This is a genomic window from Pseudonocardia sp. N23, from assembly GCF_002583555.1.
Taxonomy (GTDB): Bacteria; Actinomycetota; Actinomycetes; order Mycobacteriales; family Pseudonocardiaceae; genus Pseudonocardia.
In genome coordinates, this window is sequence record NZ_BEGX01000029.1 from 203,938 (window position 1) to 223,845 (window position 19,908).

At 73.2% G+C, this 19,908-nt stretch carries 20 protein-coding genes; 12 read left to right on the forward strand and 8 right to left on the reverse strand.

All coding sequences use genetic code 11. The features are described 5' to 3' along the window. The first annotated feature begins 111 nt into the window (after positions 1-111). Entirely contained in the window at positions 112-1,605 is a 1,494-nt protein-coding gene (zwf, locus tag TOK_RS10130) for a glucose-6-phosphate dehydrogenase (RefSeq protein ID WP_098957534.1), read from the forward strand. Positions 1,606-1,787: 182 nt separating this feature from the next. Here the strand turns inward: zwf and TOK_RS10135 are convergent, their stop codons facing one another. After that, a complete protein-coding gene (locus TOK_RS10135; RefSeq protein WP_098957535.1) occupies positions 1,788-2,516 on the reverse strand; it encodes a zf-HC2 domain-containing protein in 729 nt (242 codons plus the stop codon). A 13-nt stretch (positions 2,517-2,529) separates the two neighbouring features. Continuing rightward, a complete protein-coding gene (locus TOK_RS10140) occupies positions 2,530-2,790 on the reverse strand; it encodes a hypothetical protein (RefSeq protein ID WP_306305131.1) in 261 nt (86 codons plus the stop codon). Between the two features lie 38 nt (positions 2,791-2,828). Here TOK_RS10140 and TOK_RS10145 point away from each other — a divergent pair, with 38 nt between their 5' ends. Then, positions 2,829-3,407: a sigma-70 family RNA polymerase sigma factor gene (locus TOK_RS10145; RefSeq protein ID WP_172457510.1), complete on the forward strand. Its 579-nt coding sequence runs from the start codon at positions 2,829-2,831 to the stop codon at positions 3,405-3,407. Positions 3,408-3,447: 40 nt separating this feature from the next. Here the strand turns inward: TOK_RS10145 and TOK_RS10150 are convergent, their stop codons facing one another. After that, entirely contained in the window at positions 3,448-4,461 is a 1,014-nt protein-coding gene (locus TOK_RS10150; protein ID WP_098957538.1) for a TerC family protein, read from the reverse strand. 224 nt (positions 4,462-4,685) lie between these two features. Here TOK_RS10150 and TOK_RS10155 point away from each other — a divergent pair, with 224 nt between their 5' ends. The 3 genes from TOK_RS10155 (at position 4,686) to TOK_RS10165 (ending at position 6,754) form a co-directional block, all read left to right on the forward strand. Beyond that, on the forward strand, positions 4,686-5,120 hold the full coding sequence (locus tag TOK_RS10155; protein WP_098957539.1) for a VOC family protein: 435 nt from the start codon (positions 4,686-4,688) through the stop codon (positions 5,118-5,120). 76 nt (positions 5,121-5,196) lie between these two features. Further along, positions 5,197-6,351: a luciferase family protein gene (locus tag TOK_RS10160; protein ID WP_216361916.1), complete on the forward strand. Its 1,155-nt coding sequence runs from the start codon at positions 5,197-5,199 to the stop codon at positions 6,349-6,351. Positions 6,352-6,385: 34 nt separating this feature from the next. Beyond that, on the forward strand, positions 6,386-6,754 hold the full coding sequence (locus TOK_RS10165; protein ID WP_098957540.1) for a hypothetical protein: 369 nt from the start codon (positions 6,386-6,388) through the stop codon (positions 6,752-6,754). On the opposite strand, the gene TOK_RS10170 is transcribed toward TOK_RS10165, so the two are convergent. Continuing rightward, a complete protein-coding gene (locus tag TOK_RS10170; RefSeq protein ID WP_098957541.1) occupies positions 6,685-8,091 on the reverse strand; it encodes a PLP-dependent aminotransferase family protein in 1,407 nt (468 codons plus the stop codon). The two genes, TOK_RS10165 and TOK_RS10170, sit on opposite strands and share 70 nt — an antisense overlap. A 50-nt stretch (positions 8,092-8,141) precedes the next feature. Between TOK_RS10170 and TOK_RS10175 the strand changes: the two genes are divergently transcribed. Then, positions 8,142-8,639 carry a carboxymuconolactone decarboxylase family protein gene (locus TOK_RS10175; RefSeq protein ID WP_098957631.1) on the forward strand — a complete coding sequence of 166 codons (498 nt, stop codon included), beginning with the start codon at positions 8,142-8,144 and terminating at the stop codon, positions 8,637-8,639. Positions 8,640-8,653: 14 nt separating this feature from the next. Here the strand turns inward: TOK_RS10175 and TOK_RS10180 are convergent, their stop codons facing one another. Then, positions 8,654-9,433 carry a methyltransferase domain-containing protein gene (locus tag TOK_RS10180; RefSeq protein ID WP_098957632.1) on the reverse strand — a complete coding sequence of 260 codons (780 nt, stop codon included), beginning with the start codon at positions 9,431-9,433 and terminating at the stop codon, positions 8,654-8,656. A 112-nt stretch (positions 9,434-9,545) separates the two neighbouring features. Between TOK_RS10180 and TOK_RS10185 the strand changes: the two genes are divergently transcribed. After that, entirely contained in the window at positions 9,546-11,024 is a 1,479-nt protein-coding gene (locus tag TOK_RS10185; RefSeq protein WP_098957542.1) for an amidase, read from the forward strand. A gap of 304 nt (positions 11,025-11,328) precedes the next feature. After that, positions 11,329-13,320 (forward strand): potassium transporter Kup, encoded by a 1,992-nt coding sequence (locus tag TOK_RS10190; protein ID WP_098957543.1) that lies wholly within the window; start codon positions 11,329-11,331, stop codon positions 13,318-13,320. A gap of 25 nt (positions 13,321-13,345) precedes the next feature. Here the strand turns inward: TOK_RS10190 and TOK_RS10195 are convergent, their stop codons facing one another. Both TOK_RS10195 and TOK_RS10200 read right to left on the reverse strand, forming a co-directional pair. Beyond that, positions 13,346-14,086, reverse strand: coding sequence for a DUF5995 family protein (locus TOK_RS10195; RefSeq protein WP_098957544.1), 741 nt, complete (start codon positions 14,084-14,086; stop codon positions 13,346-13,348). Positions 14,087-14,164: 78 nt separating this feature from the next. Next, positions 14,165-14,761 carry a carboxymuconolactone decarboxylase family protein gene (locus tag TOK_RS10200; RefSeq protein ID WP_098957545.1) on the reverse strand — a complete coding sequence of 199 codons (597 nt, stop codon included), beginning with the start codon at positions 14,759-14,761 and terminating at the stop codon, positions 14,165-14,167. Positions 14,762-14,989: 228 nt separating this feature from the next. Between TOK_RS10200 and TOK_RS10205 the strand changes: the two genes are divergently transcribed. The 3 genes from TOK_RS10205 (at position 14,990) to TOK_RS10215 (ending at position 17,269) form a co-directional block, all read left to right on the forward strand. After that, entirely contained in the window at positions 14,990-15,760 is a 771-nt protein-coding gene (locus TOK_RS10205; RefSeq protein ID WP_098957546.1) for a hypothetical protein, read from the forward strand. A 101-nt stretch (positions 15,761-15,861) separates the two neighbouring features. Continuing rightward, positions 15,862-16,050, forward strand: a complete 189-nt coding sequence (locus TOK_RS10210) for a hypothetical protein (protein ID WP_098957547.1) — start codon at positions 15,862-15,864, stop codon at positions 16,048-16,050. Positions 16,051-16,183: 133 nt separating this feature from the next. Next, the gene (locus TOK_RS10215; RefSeq protein ID WP_098957548.1) at positions 16,184-17,269 is read left to right on the forward strand and encodes a zinc-binding dehydrogenase; all 1,086 of its coding nucleotides are present in this window, start codon (positions 16,184-16,186) and stop codon (positions 17,267-17,269) included. A 166-nt stretch (positions 17,270-17,435) separates the two neighbouring features. On the opposite strand, the gene TOK_RS10220 is transcribed toward TOK_RS10215, so the two are convergent. Continuing rightward, on the reverse strand, positions 17,436-18,656 hold the full coding sequence (locus tag TOK_RS10220; RefSeq protein ID WP_098957549.1) for an Ig-like domain-containing protein: 1,221 nt from the start codon (positions 18,654-18,656) through the stop codon (positions 17,436-17,438). 183 nt (positions 18,657-18,839) lie between these two features. Between TOK_RS10220 and TOK_RS10225 the strand changes: the two genes are divergently transcribed. Next, positions 18,840-19,886, forward strand: a complete 1,047-nt coding sequence (locus TOK_RS10225; protein WP_098957550.1) for a nitronate monooxygenase family protein — start codon at positions 18,840-18,842, stop codon at positions 19,884-19,886. Positions 19,887-19,908 lie beyond the last annotated feature (22 nt).

Here is a 19,908-nt window from a genome sequence, read left to right on the forward strand (position 1 = left end):
GTCACCACGTCGACACCTGACGGGCCTGAGGAACCGCCCGGATCTCGGTACGGTCCCACGAGGGAGTCGCCCCGCGTGGTCGCGCGGGGCTCAGTTCGTGGAGGTCGCAGCGTGGTCAGCCCCCGTCGTGCCCAGACGATCGCCTATCCGGCCACCGGCGGGCGGCCACGCCTGCGCGAGAACGAGCCGCTGGCGCCGCACGTCATCGTCCTGTTCGGAGCGACGGGCGACCTGGCCAAGCGCAAGCTCATCCCCGGCATGGCCTATCTTGAGCGGTCGTCGCTCGCGCCGGACATCCGCGTCGTCGGGACCGCGATGGAGGACATCTCCACCGACGAGTTCCGCGCGCTGGCCCGCGCGGCCATAGAGTCGTTCGGGATGCACAAGCTCGACGACGACGGCTGGTCCCAGTTCGCCGAGCGGCTCACCTACGTCCCGCAGAGCGCCGGGCCCGAGGGGCTGTCCGCCGAGGTCGAACGGGCCCAGGAGCTGCTCGGCCCGGACTGCCGACGGCTGCACTACCTGTCGGTCCCGCCGAAGGCCGCGACCGCCGTCATCTCGATGCTGCGCGACGCCGACCTCGTCATCGACTCGCGCGTCGTCATGGAGAAGCCGTTCGGCTCCGACCTCGACAGCGCGATCCGGCTCAACGACTTCGTCCACGAGGTGTTCGACGAGTCGCAGGTCTTCCGGATCGACCACTTCCTCGGCAAGGAGGCGGCGCAGAACATCCTTGCGTTCCGCTTCGCCAACGGGCTGTTCGAACCGATCTGGAACCGCAACTTCATCGACCACGTCCAGATCGACATCCCCGAGACCCTCGGACTGGACCTGCGCGCGAACTTCTACGAGTCGACCGGCGCCTACAAGGACATGGTCGTCACGCACCTCATGCAGGTGCTGGCGTTCGTCGCGATGGAGCCGCCGACCGCGCTGGAACCGCGCGCGATCAGCGAGGAGAAGAACAAGGTCTTCCGCTCGTTGCTGCCGATCCACCCCTCCGACGTGGTGCGCGGGCAGTACTCCGGCTACCGCGCCGAGGAGGGCGTCAGCCGCGAGTCCGACACCGAGACCTTCATCGCGCTCAAGGTCGGTCTCGACAACTGGCGCTGGGCCGGCACCCCGTTCTACCTGCGCACCGGCAAGAAGATGGCCGAGGGCATGCGGATCATCTCCATCGCATTCAAGGAGGCGCCGCGGACGATGTTCCCGCAGGGCTCGGGCGTCGGGTCGCAGGGACCGGACCACCTGACCTTCGACCTGGCCGAGTCGGGGCGGGTGTCGCTGTCGTTCTACGGCAAGCGCCCGGGGCCGGGGATGCGGCTGGAGAAGCTGTCGCTGCAGTTCTCGACGCAGGACACCGAGCACGGTGGCGACGTCCTGGAGGCCTACGAGCGGCTCATCCTCGACGCCATGCGCGGCGACCACACGCTGTTCAACACCGCCGAGGGCATCGAGTCGCTGTGGGAGCGGTCGGCGCCGCTGCTGGAGGACCCGCCACCGGTCAAGAGCTACCCCCCGGGCACCTGGGGCCCCAACGCGATCCACCAGCTCATCGCCCCCAACGCGTGGCGGCTGCCGTTCGAGCGGGCCTGGCGGGAGTAGCCGCACCGGCACAGCGGCACGGTGCGGCCGACCTTCCGCGCGCAACCCCACGGCCCTGCGGAGTGCGCCGAACAGCGGTGAGGTTGCGCGCGGGATGGGCGGGCCGGCCCCGGCGGGCACCCGGGATGTGCGGGCCGGGACCGGCGGGGCGTGCCGGCGTCGGCCGTGCTCCTGGGCCCTGCTCAGGCCGCGCGGCGGGCCGAGGGACGCAGGTCGACGCGACGACGTGGACCGGACGGGCCGTCCGCCCGCTCCATGGAGCCGTGCCCGTCGGCGGTGACCCGGTCGGTGACGACGGCGCGGTTGCCGCCGCCGGTGCGCGGCCCGGTCCGGTGCAGCAGGACCATCAGGACCAGCCCGGCGACGAGCACCGCGTGCCCGGCGAGGCGGCCGGCCTCGACGCGGCCGGCGAGGGCGTCGACACCCGAGGTCGCGAGCAGGACCGCGGTGAACACGCCGAGCGTCGCGACGAGACTGCCCGCGGGCCGGGTGCGCCGCAGCGCGACCACGAGGAACCCCACCCCGACGGCGACGTTCCAGGCCGCGCTCTCGTGCCCGAGGTGGGCGATCGCCGCCCCGCCGAGGGTGCCGCCGTGGTGGCCTGCGCCCGCGGCGTCGAGCAGCCCGGTGACCCCCAGCGCGAGCTGCGCGACGCCGGCGGCGGCGAGCAGGGCGTGCACGAGGTCGACGCGGGGCCGCTCGGGGACGACGTCGGGGAGCTCGAGAACCGCACCATCGGTGGAGGCGACCAGCCTCGTGCGGGTCAGCCTGGTGATGCGTGCGGACCGGTCGTGGAAGGCCCGGCACGCCGCGCAGCCGGCGAGGTGGGCGTCCGTCGCCTCGGCCTCACCGGGCCGGTCCTCACCGTCGAGACGCGCGGAGAGCGCGTCGCGGCACGTCGGGCAGTCCATCGAACGGTGTCGGTCAGCTCGCGGTGGACGCGACGACCTCGTCGAGGACGCCGCGGCGGACGTCGTCGATCAGGTCGGCGAGCTGTCCGACGCTCATCTGGATCCGCTGGCCGAAGTCATCGGTGATGACGATCCGCTTCTCCGCCTCGGCGGTCTCGTCGACGAACAGCTCGGGGCATCCGCAGTTGCAGCTTCCGCAGAACGTGGCGATGTGGCGCATGACGGAGAGGTCGTCGACGGCAGGCCTCCGGTTCCCCCAGGGGTACGATGTCACTCGATCGTGTCCGGATCACGGCGCCTACGGTCTGGCCCATGTTCCGCCGGTCCGTCCCCGTCGATCACGCCCCGGCCGACCCGGTGACGGCGTGTGCGCTGGCCGCGGCGGCGGGCGACCGCGCGGCCCTCGACGAGTTCGTCCGCGCCACGCAGGCCGGCGTCCGGCAGTTCCTCATCCACCTCGCGGGCCCGGCCGACGCCGACGACCTCGTGCAGGAGACCTACCTGCGCGCGGTCCGGTCGCTGCCGCGCTTCACCGGCGACGGCCCGGCCCGGGCGTGGCTGCTCGCGATCGCGCGCCGGGCCGCGGCCGACGCCGTCCGGACCGCGGTGCGCCGGCCGCGGACGACGAACGTCGGCGACTGGGACGCGGTCACGGCCCGCGGCGCCCGGGTGTCGGCCGTCGACGAGGCCGTCCTCGTCGGCGAGCTGGTGGCGGGCCTGGAGCCGGACCGCCGCGACGCCTTCGTCCTCACCCAGGTGGTCGGGCTGGGCTACGCGGAGGCCGCGCAGGTGTGCGGCTGTCCCGTCGGCACGATCCGGTCGCGGGTGTCCCGGGCACGCGAGGACCTGGTCGCGGCGCTGGAGCCCGGCGACGCGCGCGCCTCGGGCTGACGCGGGCCGACCCGCCGAGGTCGAGCCCGGTGCGCGGGGGTCAGGACTTCTCGTCGGCCTGCGGCTCGCGCGACTTCGTGGCCTTCAGCGAGCCGGCGTGCGCGGTGGCGGTGGGGTCGTTGCGCGTCTTGACCAGGCTCGCGACGGTGACGACGACCAGGATGCCCACGATGATGCCCAGGCTCAGCGGCGTCGGGATCTCGGGTACCGATGGCGCGATGTCGACGTGCAGCCAGTGCAGGATCAGCTTCACCCCGATGAACGCGAGGATGATCGCCAGCCCCGTCGACAGGTAGACGAGCCGGTCGAGCAAGCCCTTCACCAGGAAGAACAGGGCGCGCAGGCCGAGCAGGGCGAATGCGTTGGCGGCGAAGACGATGAACGCCTCCGACGTCACCCCGAAGACGGCGGGGATGGAGTCGAGCGCGAACAGCAGGTCGATGCCGCCGATCGCGACGAGCACGATGAACAGTGGCGTCACCATCCGCTTGCCGCCCAGCCGGGTGAAGAGCTTGCCGCCGTCGTACTCGTCGGTGACCGGGAAGACCCGGCGGGCGACCCTGACCAGGCCGTTGTCCTCGACGTCGGGGTCCTCGTCGCGGTGGCGGAACAGCTGGACCGCGGTGTAGACGAGGAGCAGCCCGAACAGCAGGAACATGAACGAGAAGTAGTTCAGCAGCGTGGCGCCGACGACGATGAAGATGGCCCGCATGATCAGTGCGAGCACGATGCCGAAGGTCAGCACCTTGTGCTGGTGCTCCTCGGGCACGGCGAACGTCGACATGATGATCACGAAGACGAACAGGTTGTCGACCGACAGGCTCTTCTCGACGATGTAGCCGGCGAAGAACTCGGTGCCGTACTGGGAGCCCGCCGTCATCCAGAAGACGATGCCGAAGGCCACCGCCACAGCGATGTAGAACAGCGACCACAGCAGCGCCTCGCGGAAGCCGACCTGGTGCGGGCGTACCGACGCCACGATCAGGTCGACGGCGAGAAGCACGACGACCAGCCCGATCGTCAGCCCCCACCCGAGCACACCGATCTCGAGCAACGCGGCACCCCTGTTCCGACGACCCTGCCGCCGAACCGGACGATTCGGACGGACGTCACCACCTTGCCACGGTCGGCCCGACGGTGCCGGGCCACCCGCCTCGTGCCCCGGCGACGTCCGGTCACAGGCTAGGGCTCCGGGACCTCCGGTGCGCGACGTCGCCCGTGCGTGGGTGTCCGATCCGTTCACGCCACCGGCCCCGGCGGTGGCTACGGTCCGACGACATGGACCATCGGCTGAGCTTCGTCACCGTGGCAACCCGGGACCTCGACGCTGCACGCACGTTCTACCGCGACGCGTTCGGCTGGTCCCCGCACCTCGACGTGCCGGGCGAGATCGTCTTCTACCAGGTGGCGCCCGGCCTGCTGCTCGGGTTCTTCGACACGGCCTCCTTCGACCGCGACCTCGGCGTCCCGCCTGGCACGACGACCGGCCCTGCCGGGATGACATTGGCCCACAACGTCGGCGACCGCGACGAGGTCCACGCGCTGGCCACCGCCATGGCCGCGGCGGGCGGGACGGTGCTGAAGCCGCCTCAGGAGGGCGAGTTCGGCGGGGTGTTCCACGCGCTGGTGCGCGACCCCAACGGCGTGCTGTGGGAGGTCGCGCACAACCCGTCGTGGCGGATCACCGACGACGGCACCGTCGAGCTCGGCTGACACACTCCGCGCTCGCGAGCGGCGCGCGTCTCCAACTGAGACGGAACGGGGGGCCCGGACGCGGCAGGCTGTGCGGATGGACGGGCTGCCCGAGGAGCCGATGACCGCCCGGTGGGGGACCGAGCACCCCGCGGCGCCGCTGGTCGTCGGGCTGCACGGCAACGGGACCAGCGAGCACTCACTGATCGAGCTGTCGCCGTGGCTGCCCTACGGCCCGGTCGCGTACGTCTCGCTGCGCGCACCGCACGTCGGCGGCTCGGGGTACTCGTGGTTCCCGCTGGTCGACGGCGTCCCCGACGCCGAGGCGCTCGCCGCGACGAGCCGGTGGGTGCTGCGCTGGCTCGACACCGAGGGCGACCCGGAGCGGCCGGTGCTGCTGCTCGGGTTCCGCGAGGGCGTCGCGCTGGCCGGGGCGCTGATGCTGCTGGCGCCGTACCGGTTCGCGGGCGCTGCGCTGCTGTACGGGGCGCTGCCGTTCGACGCAGGCGTCGCCATGCCGGCGGCCGCGCTGGCCGGGATGCCGGTGTTCCTCGCGCACGGCAGCGACGACGTCCGCACCCCGCCGCCGCTGCTGCACCGCACATGGGACTGGCTGACCCGCCGCAGCGGCGCGCCGGTGTGGGCCGAGCGCGAGCCGGGCGGGGACCAGCTGGCGGGCAAGATCGTCGGCGACATGGGCACCTGGCTGGGCGACCGGCTCGACTGGGTGCACGCGCACGGCGAGAACCCGCTGGCCGACGGCGACGAGCCGCCGTGGCCGACGCTGCAGGGCGGACGGCTGGGCTGCCGTGCCGGGGAGCCCCCGGAGACGACGACGGGCATCCCCCAGCACCAGACGTCGCAGAACGGGCCGGCCGCGCTCGCCGACACGCTGTGGAAACGGGTCGCCGCGTTCGACGGGGTGACGACGGGCCCGACGCGGGTCGGCGTCGAGGGGACGCGGGCGCTGCTGCTGGACCGGTCGACGACCGCCGCGCCCGACGACGCGTTCGTCCTGCCCGACGCCGGCGAGTTCGCCCACCAGCACCCCGCCCCCGACCACAGCCTGCACGTGACACTGCCCGCCGAGCTGGCCTACGACGCGGTGGCCAAGGGCTGGGCGGTGCCGCACCCGTTGGCGGGGGTGCGGGTGAGTCCGGGGATGGTTCTGGTCCCCGGCCCGCGCGACGACGCCGAGCTGGAGACGGTCGCGGGGATCGTCGCGGCGGCGCACCGGCACGCCCGCGGCTAGCTAGCGCACGAGCAGCCGCGCGAACGATCGCCACGTGGGCCGAGCCGTCGCTCAGCACGTTGTCGTGGTGCAGGTCGCCGTGCGGCACGACCCGGCGCACCGCCGAGTCGCACGGGTCGGTGAGCAGCTCTGCCCTGCGCGCGACGTACCCGCGCGGCAGCGGATCGGCGTCGCCGCACCGGCCGTGGTGGGCGGCGAGGTCGCCACCGAGGGTGCGGACGTCGGCGGCCCGGCCGGGCCGGGCCCGCGGTGCGACCGGGTCGCGACGGAGGCGATCGCGGCCCGCGTCGCCGAACGCGCGGGTGACATCGCGCGCCGACGTGTCCATCCCGGTCACGGCGACAGCACCCGGCACAGCGCCTCGAGCGCGCCCGCCCACGCGCTGTCCGACGGCGTCGCGTAGCCGACGACGATCCCGGCCTGCCCGGACGGGGCGTCGGGATGGCGGAACGTGCTCAGCCCCTCGACGGCCAGCCCGTGCCAGGCTGCGGAACGCAGCACGTCGCCCTCGGTCCCGTCCGGCACCGTCACGACGACGTGCAGGCCTGCGGCCAGCCCACCCACGCCGACGTGGGGAGCCTGGTCGGCGAGCGCGGCGACCAGCTCGTCGCGCCGCCGCCGATAGGACCGCCGCCGGCCCCGGACATGGCGGTCGTAGGCGCCCGAGGAGATCAGGTCGGCGAGGACCAGCTGTTCGAGCGCGCTCGTGACCGACGGCTCCGGATCGGCTGCGCCGCTGTCGATCTCCGCGACGACGTCGGCCGGAGCGACCATCCAGCCCAGCCGCAGCCCTGGCGCGAGCGCCTTGCTCGCCGTCCCGAGGTGCACGACGTGCTCGGGATCGAGCCCCTGCAGCGCGCCGACGGGCTGGCGGTCGTAGCGGAACTCGCCGTCGTAGTCGTCCTCCACCACCAGGCCGCCCGTGGTGCGGGCCCACTCCACCACCGCGGCCCGCCGGGCAGGGTCGAGCGCGACGCCCGTCGGGAACTGGTGGGCGGGGGTGAGCAGGACGGCGCCGACGTCGCGGCCCAGCGTCTCGGTGCGGGCGCCGAGAGCGTCGACCTGGACCGGCGGGATCCGCAGGCCCGCCCCGAGGAGCAGGTCACGGTGGATGTGCAGGCCCGCCGACTCGACCGCCACCGCCCGCACCCCGCGCCCGCGGAGCACCCTGGCGAGCAGCGTGAGCCCGTGCGACATCCCCGCGCACACGACGATCCGATCGGGGTCGGCGCGCACCCCTCGGGCCCGGGCGAGGTACCCGGCGAGCGCCTCACGCAGCTCGGGACGACCGCGGACGGCGCCGTAGCCGAACGCCTCGTCGGGTGCCGACGCCAGCGCCCGCCGGGTCGCCCGCAACCATTCGGCGCGCGGGAAGCTGGCGACGTCGGGCCGGCCGGGCATCAGGTCGTGCCGCGGGCCCGAGGTTCGCGGCGGCGCGGGCGGCACCGGCTCCCGCGGCGCGGCGGGAGCACGTTCGGCGACGCGGGTCCCCGATCCGTGCCGCGCGGTCAGCCAGCCCTCCGCGACGAGCTCGGCGTAGGCCTCGACGACCGTCGTCCGCGCCAGGCCCAGGTCGGCGGCCAGGGACCGGGACGCCGGCAGCCGGGTGCCGGGGGCGAGCCGGCCGCTGCGGACGGCGTCGCGCAGGGCGTCGGTGAGCGCGACCCGGACGCCGCGGCCGTGGTCGACCCGCAGGTCGAGATGCAGGTCCGCACCCGGAGAAGTGGTCCGCGAACTCATCCCAGGATTGGACCACACCTGCGAGCCACACCCGAACTAGCGTGGTGATCATGACGCAGACGACCACGGCCCCCGACCGCGCCCCCGAACACCCCGCACGCCTGCAGATGGCCGAGCTCGCGCCCGACGTCTACAAGGCGATGATCCGGCTCGACGGCGCGGTCCGGCGCAACATCGACCCCGTGATCAACGAGCTCGTGAAGATTCGTGCCTCCCAGATCAACCACTGCGCGTTCTGCATCGACATGCACACCAAGGACGCACTGGCCGCGGGCGAGAGCGTCGAGCGCATCGTCCAGCTCCCGGCGTGGGACGAGTCCCGGCACTTCTACTCCCCCAAGGAGATCGCGGCGATCGAGCTCACCGAGGCGATCACCGTGCTGACCGACGGCTTCGTCCCCGACGACGTCTACGCCCGCGCCGCCGAGCACTTCGACGAGACCGAGCTCGCCCACCTGATCGCCGCGATCACGGTGATCAACGCCTGGAACCGCTTCGCCGTCTCGACCCGGATGGTCCCCGGCCACTACACCCCGGGCGCGCACTGATCCCGTGAGTGGTCTCAGCCGCGGACCGTCGCCAGGAACGCGTAGCGGTTGAGGCTGAAGAAGTACTCGTCCTCCGCCGCCCGCGCCTGCAGGTCGGCGAGCCAGGCCGCCGTGTCGTCGGCCGTCACCCCGCGCCTGCCCGGCACGAACGCCGCGATCGTCTCCTTGATCGTCACGCTGAACGTGTCCGCGTGCAGGCGCGGGTTGAAGATCGGGACGACCCGCTGCTCGGTGACGTCGAACCCGCCGCGGCGCAGCAGCCCGCCCAGGCGCCGCGGCAGCCGCGAGTCGGCGAGGTGCTCCTCCCAGGCGTCGATGATCCGGTCGTGCAGCGCCCGGTCGGCGACGTTCCAGACCAGCGAGTCCCAGTCGGTGTCGAGCACCAGCGCGCGCCCACCCGGACGCAGCACCCGGCGCAGCTCCGCGACCGCCGCAGGCATGTCCGGGACGTACTCGTAGACCTGCGTGGAGACGGCGACGTCGAACGCGGCGTCGCCGAAGGGCAGGGCGAGGGCGTCGCCGGTGCCGACGGTCGCCCACGGCATCGACGCGCAGCGCTCCCGGGCGAGGGCGTTCATCGCCTCGCTCGGGTCCATGCCGTGCACCGCACCCGCCGGGCCGACCGCCTCGGCCATCGCCGCCAGCAGGTGCCCGGGCCCGGACCCGATGTCGAGGACGCGTTCGCCGCGCTGCAGGCACAGCATGTCCAGCGTCTGCGCCCGTTGCCCGACGACGTCGCTGGTCGCGTAGCTGCGGTCGAGCCGCCTGGCCTCGTCGTCACCGAACTCCAGCATCGCCACGTACCGGAGGTTAGCGACCGCCGGGTCCCCGCGAGCGGTGTCTGTCCGCCGGCGCCGCACCACGTTAGGGTCGCCCCGCCCCGACGATCGGCGAGGGAGCCGCGACGTGGACTACACCGAGTACCGCCGCCACGACGCCGTCGGGCTGGCCGAGCTGGTCGCGAAGGGCGAGGTCGGCGCGTCGGACCTGCTGGAGACGGCGATCTCGCGGGCAGCGGAGGTCGAACCGCGGATCCACGCGATCGTCCGGCCCATGCACGAGATCGCCAGGGCCCGCGCCGCAGGCCCGCTGTCCGGGCCGTTCGCCGGGGTCCCGTTCCTGCTCAAGGACCTGGGCCAGCACTACGCGGGCCTGCCGACGGGCGCGGGGTCCCGCTCGCTGGCCGCGTACGCGCAGCCCGCGCACGCGGTCGTCGTGCAGCGCTGGCTCGACGCCGGGCTGGTCCCGTTCGGCAAGACCAACACCCCGGAGTTCGGGGCGAAGGCCATCACCGAACCGGAGGTGAACGGCCCGACCCGCAACCCGTGGGACGCCGGCCGCACCCCGGGCGGCTCGTCGGGCGGGTCGGCGGCGGCCGTCGCGGCGGGCATCGTCCCGGTCGCGGGCGCCTCCGACGGCGGCGGTTCCATCCGGATCCCGGCGGCGTGCTGCGGGCTGTTCGGTCTCAAGCCCGGTCGTGGCCTGCTGCCCGACGGGCCCGACGTCGCCGAACGGCTCCACGGCGCGGCGGTGAACGGGGTGGTGTCCCGGTCGGTCCGCGACACCGCCGCGATGCTGGACGTGCTGGCCGGGCCGGACCCGGGCGGGCCGTACGTGACGGCATTGCCGGCCGAGCCGTTCGCCGACCTGGCCCGCCGGTCCCCCGGGACCCTGCGCGTCGGGTTCACCACGGCCTCGCCGCTGGGCACACCCGTCGACGCCCAGGCCGTCGCGGCGGTGCAGGATGCGGCGGAGCTGCTGGAGTCCCTCGGGCACGTCGTGGAGCCGGCGTCGAGCGGGGTCGACGAGCGACAGCTCGCGAAGGACTTCCTGACGATGTGGTTCGCGGCGGTCGCCTCCCAGGTCACGCAGACGCGGACGCTGACGGGCTGCGGGCCGGACGCCTTCGAGCTCGACACCCGGATCATGGCGGCCGTCGGGCGGGCGACGTCGGCCCCGACCTACATCGCCGCGCACGACCGGTGGAACGACCACACCCGCAGGCTTGCCGCGTTCCACGAGCGCTACGACCTGCTGCTGACCCCGACCCTGGCCCGTCCACCCGTGCGGATCGGGGAGCTCACCGCGCCCGAGGCGGTGCAGCGGGCGAGCCGGGCGCTGCTGCGCGTCCACGCCGCCGGGTTGCTGGCGAGGACGAACGTGCTGGACACGCTGATCGACCAGAACCTGTCGCCGGTGCCGTTCACACAGCTCGCGAACATCACGGGCCGCCCGGCGATGTCGGTGCCGCTGTACCGGACGCCCGACGGTCTGCCGCTGGGCGTGCAGTTCGTCGGACCGCTCGGCGGCGAGGGCCGGCTGCTCGCGCTGGCGACGCAGCTGGAGGAGGCGCGCCCCTGGGCCGACCGGGAGCCGCCCCTCTGACCGGAACGGGGGCGCACTCGATCGTCGCAGGGCCCCGACAACACCCCCGGACCACGGTCCGGGGGTGTTGCGCGTCCGCATCTGGCTCGAACGTGTCGTCCGCGCCACCCGGGCGCGCTCAGCACACGTTCACCGGCGGGCTCCGCACCCGACCGAGCCCGAGGGCATCCGGGAACTCGGCGAGTCGATCTCCATGCCGCTGAACAGGAAGTATGCGATCAGCCACGTGTGGTGCCGCACGGCACCCACCGCTCGGAGCGGTGATCGCTACTGGTGCGCCCCACGACCCGTGCAGACTGAGCGCGTGACCGACGCAGAGCCCTCCGCCGTCGCGGAGGCCGGGGCACCCGAGCCCGTCGAACCGCCGCCGTCCGCACCACGGCCGGCCACCGGGAACCCCGACCATCCCGCCGCGCACGGCGGGGGCCTCGCCGGCCTCGCGCTCGGCGCGCTCGGGATCGTGTTCGGCGACATCGGGACGAGCCCGCTGTACGCGATGCAGACGGTCTTCTCCATCGACGACGGCGCCGTCAAGCCGACACCGTCGGACGTCTACGGGATCGTGTCGCTGATCTTCTGGTCGGTGACGATCGTCGTCACGATCAAGTACGTCTCGTTCATCCTGCGCGCCGACAACGACGGCGAGGGCGGGATCATGGCGCTCGCCGCCCTGGTCCGGGAGGCGACGAAGTCCCATCCCCGCCGCGCGGCGCTGGCGCTGATGTTCGGGGTGCTGGGGGCGTCGCTGTTCTACGGCGACTCGTTGATCACCCCGGCCATCTCGGTGCTGTCGGCCGTCGAGGGGCTCGAGCTCGCCGAGCCCCGGCTCGCCGACCTCGTGCTGCCCATCGGGATCGGCATCCTGGCGCTGCTGTTCCTGGCCCAGCGTTTCGGGACGCACCGCGTCGGGCGGCTGTTCGGGCCGATCATGATGCTGTGGTTCGCCGCCCTGGCGGTGCTGGGCGTCCCACACATCGCCACCCACCCGACGGTGCTGGCCGGGCTGTCGCCGACCTACATCGTGTCGTTCGTCGTCGACCACCCGTTCACGGCGTTCATCGCGATGGGCGCGGTCGTCCTGTCGATCACCGGCGCCGAGGCGCTGTACGCCGACATGGGGCACTTCGGGAAGCGGCCGATCCGCGTGTCCTGGTTCGTGATCGTGTGGCCCGCGCTGGTCCTCAACTACCTGGGTCAGGCGGCGCTGATCCTCGACGACCCGAAGGCCGTCGACAACCCGTTCTACCTGCTGGCCCCCGACTGGGCCCGCTGGCCGCTGGTCGTCCTGGCGACCTTCGCGACGGTCATCGCCTCCCAGGCCGTCATCTCGGGGGCGTTCTCGGTGTCCCGGCAGGCCGTGCGGCTGGGCTACCTGCCGCACCTCACCGTCCGGCACACGTCGACGCACGAGAGCGGCCAGATCTACGTCCCGGCCGTGAACTGGCTCCTGTTCGCCGGGGTGCTGGTGCTGATGGTCGCGTTCACGTCCTCGGACAAGCTCGCCACCGCCTACGGCCTTGCCGTCACCGGCACCCTGATGCTGACGACGACCCTGTTCCTGATGTACGCCCACACGAAGTGGCGATGGCCGACGTGGCAGCTCGTGCTCACCGGCATCGTGTTCGGCGGGCTGGAACTGCTGTACTTCGCCGCCAACGTCACCAAGATCCCGCACGGCGGCTGGCTCCCGCTGCTGATCGCGGCGATCGTCGTCACCGTGATGACGACGTGGCAGCGCGGCCGCCAGATCGTCACGGGCAGGCGGATCGAGCTGGAGGGCCCGCTGCCCGAGTTCGTGCAGAAGCTTCGCGACGACCGGGTGCCGCGGGTGCCGGGGATCGCCGTCTTCCCACACCCCACCAACCAGACGGCGCCGCTCGCGTTGCGCGCCAACGTCGAGTTCAACAAGGTCCTGCACGAGCGGGTGGTGATCGTGTCGGTGCAGTCGCTGAACGTGCCGTACGTGCCCCTGACCGAGCGGCTCACCGTCGACGACCTGGGCGACGTCGAGGACGGGGTCGTGCACGTGACGGCACGGTTCGGGTTCCAGGACCCGCCCGACATCCCGCAGCTGCTGCGCGACTGCCGGTCGATGTCCGAGGAGCTGGACTTCGACTCCGACACGGCGTCGTACTTCCTGTCGCGGCTGACGATCGAGCGCGGCCGGTCCGGCGGGATGGCGTCGTGGCGCACACGGCTGTTCATCGGTCTCTCGCACAACGCTGCCACGCCTGCCGCGTTCTTCAAGCTGCCCCTGGAACGGACCGTCGTGATGGGCTCCCGGATCGAGATCTGAGGCTGCCGGCCGGTTGCGCGCCCGGTCAGGGCGGCGGGAGCGTCACGCCGAACCCGGCGACCGAGAGTCGCAGCAGCACCTGCCCCGGCGCGAGCAGGTCGGCGATCTTCGCCGCGGCCAGCACCTCCAGCTCGGTGAGCCGGGCCGCGTAGGTGTCGGGCCCGGCGAGGCGCGCCCGCTGCAGCTCGATCGCGTTGTGCCACACCTTCTGCCGGGACTCGCGCAGGAACCGTCGTGACGCCCGGCGGTTGACCGGGGTCAGCGCGCGGTCCAGCAGCCGGCGCGCCGAGCGGGCGGCCAGCTCGCCGTCCTCGGCCGCCACCCGGGTAGAGAGGATGCCGTCGATGCGCTCGTGGTCGCGGCGGCGCAGGTCCATCAGCGCGGGGTCGGCGAACGCGGCGTCGGGGATGACGGCGAGGAGTGCCTGGGGCAGGTCGTAGTTGACGTGCGCGTTCACCCCGAGCAGCACGTGCAGCAGCGACGGCAGCGACTCCCGCGCCCCGAACGCCAGCCGCCACGGCCGGGGCGGTGACGCGCCGGTGAGGTGGGCGTCGAGCGCGGCGAGGTAGAACCCCGCGAACACGACGTCCCACTCCTCCACCCACGCCGGGTCCTCGAACACCCCGCGGCCGACGGCCTCGCCGACGGCCAGCGTCGTGCGCCGGTAGGTCCCGAGGAAGTCGCGCTGGGCGGTCCGGCCGGGTGGCATCGCGTCGAGCCGGGCCTGCAGGTCCGCGGCGACGGCCTCGATCGCGGCGCTGCTCATCGGGGCGATCCTGCCCGCGAGCGTGCCGTCACGCCACGGCGGACGTGTGCCCGGTGCTCGTGCGACGCGGGTGCGTCATCAGCGGTGGTCGGCGACGACCGCGTCGGAACCCCACGGCGTCACCTCGACGTCGCGGGCGTGGAAACGTTCGGGCAGGTCGTCGACGATGTCCCAGGTCGCCGACAGCCGTCCGAACCCGACGAACACCGCGATCTGCATGCCCAGCTCGACGATCTCGGGCTCGGCGAAGTGCAGGCGCAGGTCGTCGAAGACGGCCTCGCCGGCGGCGAGGTGGTCGGTGGCGAAGAGGTCGGCGTAGCGCAGTGCGGCCTTCTCGGCGTCGGTCAGGTCCGGCGCCTCGTCCGGCTTCTCCAGCGAACACACCAGGGCCTCGGTGACGCCGTCCGCGGCACCGGTGGCCGTGCGCAGGGCCATGCAGCTGCGGCACTGGTTGTGGAACGCGATGCGCAGCCGCGTCAGCTCGACCAGCCGCGGCGGCAACGTGGACGTCGCTGCCATCGCGCTGCGGAACGCCAGGAAGGCGTCCGTGACGTCGGGCCGCTGGGCGAGGACCCGCAGCAGGCCGAGGCCCTGGGGGTCGTCGATGGCGGGGCCGAGCGTGGTGCGCAGGGCCGGGTCGAACTCGTGCGGCGGGACGGCGTGCAGGCGGGCCACGGGACCTCTCCTCGTCGAGGGACGGTCCGAGTGTCATCGCGCACGCCTGACGTAGTCAAGGTTCTAACGACGACACCCGGGCCCGCCGAGCCAGCGGCGAACCCGGCGCGGGAAGAAACGGGGGTCGCCCCTACCCGGCTCGGGGGTCGGCACGATCGAGACCCGGCCACCGGATCGGCAGGATTCTCCTCATGCGGGAGCCCCCCGCCCCCTGGAAGGAGACTCCCGATGCCCCCCTACAGCAACGGCCCCGCACACCACGGTCAGCAGCCCGGCTACGGCTACCCGCCCCCACCGCCCCGCCCGCCGATGCCTGGGCAGCGCAGCTACGGCGAGGCGCCCGGGTACTTCCCGCCCCAGGGCTACGCGCCGCCCCAGGCTCCGTCCCGCTCCGGCGACACCCACATCGCACGGTCCGGTTCGGGCAAGTCGATCGCGACGATCGTCGTCGTCGTGATCGCTGTGCTCGTCGTCGGTGGCGGTGCCGCGTACTGGGCCCTCGGCGGCTCACTGCCGTTCGGCTCGGGCACGGCCAAGCCCTCCGCCGTGTCGACCGGCTCCGCCGGCTCCGGTTCCGGTTCCGGTTCCGGTTCCGGTTCCGAGGACGTCGCCTTCGGCGGCGGCGCCGGCACCACGGCCCCCGGCTGCCCGTTCACGGCCGCGGAGATCACCTCACTGGTGGGCCAGCCGATGAAGGACGACGGCAGCTGCCTGTTCGGCGACGGCAAGGGCGTCGCCCAGCTGAGCATCACGATGTCGAGCGCGTCGACCGGCGAGATCATGCTCGACACGCTGCGCGAGCACGCGAGCGGGCAGTACGACCAGGTGTCGGACCTGTCCGGGGCGAAGGGTTACGTCGCCACCAAGGAGCTCGGCGGCGAGGCCGTCGCGGTCACCGGCAAGGGCGGCTACACGATCACCATGAGCGGCTTCGAGCGGTTCTCGAAGACCGGCTACGGCCCGGTCCTGACGAAGATCGCCGACGCGCTGCCCGCCTGACCCGCACGTTCCCTACCACGCGCCGGGCGGTCCCCCGACCTCCCGGCGCCTTCTTCATCGCAAGTAGTTGTCTTGCGTCAAGCAAGCATGATGATGCGGAGGTGGCCACCCCGGACGCCGGCGCCATCTGGCTGCTGGCCTGGCGGATCGGGCAGGGCGTCGGCGGGGCGTTCCCCGTCGGCGACTCCGGCGCGATCCTCACGATCGTCGCCTGCCTGATCGCCGCGGCGGCCAGCGTCTCCCGCGGCACCAGCTACGTCGACGGCGGCGTCCCGACGACGGGCCGCTGACCACCCGGCGCACGGCCCACGGGGTGTCGTGAGTGGCGACGGCCGCTGTGGCGACTATCGCCACTCACGGGGGGGCGCTCACACTGATCGCGACGGCGGCGCTCGGCGTGGAGCCCGCCCGGAGGGAGACGCGATGCCGGACACCGTCGAGGCCATGGTGCTCACCGAGGCGCGAGAGCTCGTCGCACGCGAGTTCCCGAGACCCGAGGTCGGGCCCGACGACGGGCTCCTGCGCGTGGAGATCGCGGGCATCTGCCACACCGACGTCGACATCGTCACCGGCGGCTACCCCACGCCTTTGCCGCTGATCATGGGCCACGAGATCGTCGGCAGGATCGAGGAGGTCGGCGCCCGGGCCGCGCGGCGATGGGGGGTGGCGACCGGGGACCGGGTCGTCGTCGAACCGATGGTGGCCTGCGGCGCCTGCCCGTACTGCACGGCCGGGGACAGCCGGTTCTGCGACAACGCCGACGGCTACGGCACCGTCACCTCCTCCGACGTCGCGCCGCACCTCTGGGGCGCCTACTCACCGCTGATGCACCTCGCGCCCGGCTCGGTGGTGCACCGCGTCCCCGCCGGGATGAGCGCCGAGACCGGGATGCTCTGCACCGTCGCGATCGCCAACGCCGTGCAGTGGACGCTCGCCCGGGGCGGGGTCGTCCAGGGTCACGACGTCGTCGTGCAGGGTGTCGGGCCGATCGGGCTGTGCTGCGTCGCCGCCGCCCGGGCCGCCGGGGCCCGCACGGTCATCGCCACCGGCCTGCCCCGCGACGTACTGGGCCGTGAGCTCGCCCCCGATTTCGGTGCCGACGTCGTGGTCACCGCCGGCGAGCAGGACGTCGTCGAGGCCGTGCGGATAGCGACGGGTGGGCGGCTGGCCGACGTCGTCGTCGACACCACGGGCAGCCCGCAGGCGCTGCGCACGTCGCTGGACCTGGTCCGCCGGACCGGGACCGTCGTGAGCGGCGGGGTCACCGGCAAGGACGTGCTGACACCGCTGCCGATGGACGTCGTGACGCTCAAGGAGATCCGGCTGCAGGGCGTGTTCAGCTTCGACAGCTCGGCGGTCCGCCGCGCGATGGCCCTCGCGGAGACGGGCCGTTTTCCCTTCGAACGCCTCGTGACCCACCGCTTCGACCTGCACGACGCGGCGGCAGCCCTGGCGGCCGTGTCGAACCACGACCTCACGGACCGCCTCAAGGTCGTCCTGGTGCCCTGACCCGGCCGAGGTCAGCAGCCGACGAGGTACAGCACGAACGACGCCACCAGGACGACGAGGACGACGACGACACGGCCGCGCAGCAACCGCTGCTGACGGGTCACTCCTGCCTGGTCGGCGCCGGACTCCGCCCGTTACTCCGCAGCCCCGTCGGTTCGCGGCACCGCTACTTCGCCGCGCTGCCCGTCTGCCACTGCGCCCAGGACAGCTCCCAGTCTCCGTAGGTGTCGCCCAGCGGGAGCGTCGGCCCGCCGGAGTTGGCGATCTCGACGACGTCGCCGATCCCGAAGTGGTCGAAGAACCACTGCGCGTTGGCGGGACTGAGGTTGACGCAGCCGTGCGAGACGTTGGCCCCGCCCTGCGACCCCACCGACCAGGGCGCGGAGTGCACGAACTCGCCGTCGTCGGAGATCCGCAGGTCCAGGTCGACCTGCTCCTTGTAGTAGCCGGGCTGGCCCGCGCAGACGCCGTAGGTGCAGGAGTCCATGGTGATCGTCGGCTGCTTGTCGGAGATGACGTGCGGGCCGGTGTGCGAGGGGAAGCCGGGCGAGCCGAGGCTGATCGGCATCGTCTTGACCAGCGCGCCGTTCTGGAAGATCTGCATCTGCTCGGTCTTGCCGTCGGCCTTGGCGACCCAGGAGTCGTGGACGTGGATCGTCTCGGTGCGGTCGGTCTGGCCGTAGGTGCCGTTGCCGAGGTCGACGCCGAAGAGGTCGGCCTTGAGCGTGAGGGTGCTGCCGGACTGCCAGTAGACCTTGGGCCGGTAGTGGACCTCGGTGTTCGACAGCCAGTACCAGCTCCCCTCCTGTGGTGGGCTCGACGTGACCGTCAGCGCCTTCTCGGCGGTGGCATGGTCCTTCACGGCGTGGTCGAAGCGCACGACGATGGGCTGCCCGACCCCGACGGTGGTCTGCGCGGGCGGCGGGATGAACGACGGGTAGGCGGTCCGCTCGGGCGCCAGGGTCGTGACGGTGCGGTCGTCGTGGTGACGGCTGCCGTCGGGGCCGAGGGTGTCGACGCCGACGGTGTAGGTGGTGCCGTAGCCGAGGTCACCGGTGGAGGACCACTCGGTGGCGTTCTGCGCGAGGTCGCCGGTGACCTGCTTGCCGTCGGACTTGTCGGTCATCGCGACGGCGGCGATGGTGCCGCCGGTGACGCTGAGGTGCAACGGGTCGCCGGGGTTGAAGGGGCCGCTGTCGGCGTTGGTGGCGACGACGGGCGCGACCGGCGCCGCCGGTCCAGCGGCGTCGCCACCGATGCCGGCCGAGAGCGCCTCCGCCTGTCGTGGCGACACGATGACCAACGCGGCCAGCACGATGCACGCCAGCACCGCGACGCCCAGCGACAGCGTCAGCCCGGTCCGCACGCGGCCCGTCGGAGCTCTCACGACAGTCCCCACCCACCCCTTCGGCCCCCGTCGCGACGGCCTACGGGTACAGACTGCCACCGTCGGGTGAGGGCCCTCCCGTGAGGCGGATCCCTTGTGACGCAACGAGAACGAACCGCGCGAACCTCCCCAACAGGGCTCGCGTGAGAACCTGGGACCGAGCGGGACGAACAGGAGCTGACGATGACGGTGACGGCGCGGGTGGCCGCATTCTGCGAGCGGTTCGGCACGACCGTGCCGGTACTGGAGGCCCCGATGGCAGGCGCGTGCCCACCGGAGCTGGCAGCGGCCGTCGCCAACGCGGGCGGGATGGGCGCGAACGGCGTCGTCCTCGACGGTCCGGCCAGGATCGCCGACTGGGTCGCCCGCTTCCGCGGGCTGTCCGACGGCCCGCTGCAGCTCAACGTCTGGCTGCCCGACGAACCCGTCGACGCCCCCGAGCGTGTCGCCGCGGCCACCGCGTTCCTGGAGACCTTCGGCTCGCCGGGCGCCGACGCCGAGGGTCCCGACTTCGCCGCACAGTGCGAGGCGATGCTCGGCGCGGCACCGACCGTCGTGTCCTCGATCATGGGCCTGTTCGCGCCCGACTACGTCGACCGCCTGCACGAGCGAGGTATCGCGTGGTTCGCCTGCGCGACGACGCTGGACGACGCCTTGGCCGCGCAGGACGCGGGGGCCGACGTCGTCGTCGCGCAGAGCATGGAGGCCGGCGGGCATCGCGGGACGTTCGACCCGGCGGCCGCGGAGGCGACGACGGTCGGGTTGATGGCGCTGGTCCCCCGGTTCGCCGACGCCCTCGACGTGCCGGTGGTCGCCGCGGGCGGGATCGCCGACGGCCGGGGTGTCGCGGCGGCACTGGCGCTCGGGGCGAGCGCGGTGCAGGTCGGGACGGCGTTGCTGCGCTCGCCGGAGGCGGGGATCGACGCGGAGTGGTCGACGACGCTGGACGGCCTCGCGCCGGAGCGGACCACTCCGACCCGCGCCTACTCGGGCCGGTTGGGCCGGGCGGTGGCGACGCCGTTCGTCGAGGCCTGGGCTGCGGACGGCGGGCCGCGCCCGGCGCCCTACCCGCAGCAGCGGCGTCTCGTCGGGCGGTTCCGCCGGGGTGGCGCCGAGGGCGTCGACCGCGTGAACCTCTGGGCGGGCCAGTCCGCGGGCCTCGCCCGCGCGGAACCGGCCGGGCAGATCGTCACGCGGATGTGGGCGGAGGCCCGCGCCCTGCTGGCCTGATCCTGCGAGCGGCTCGGCTCAT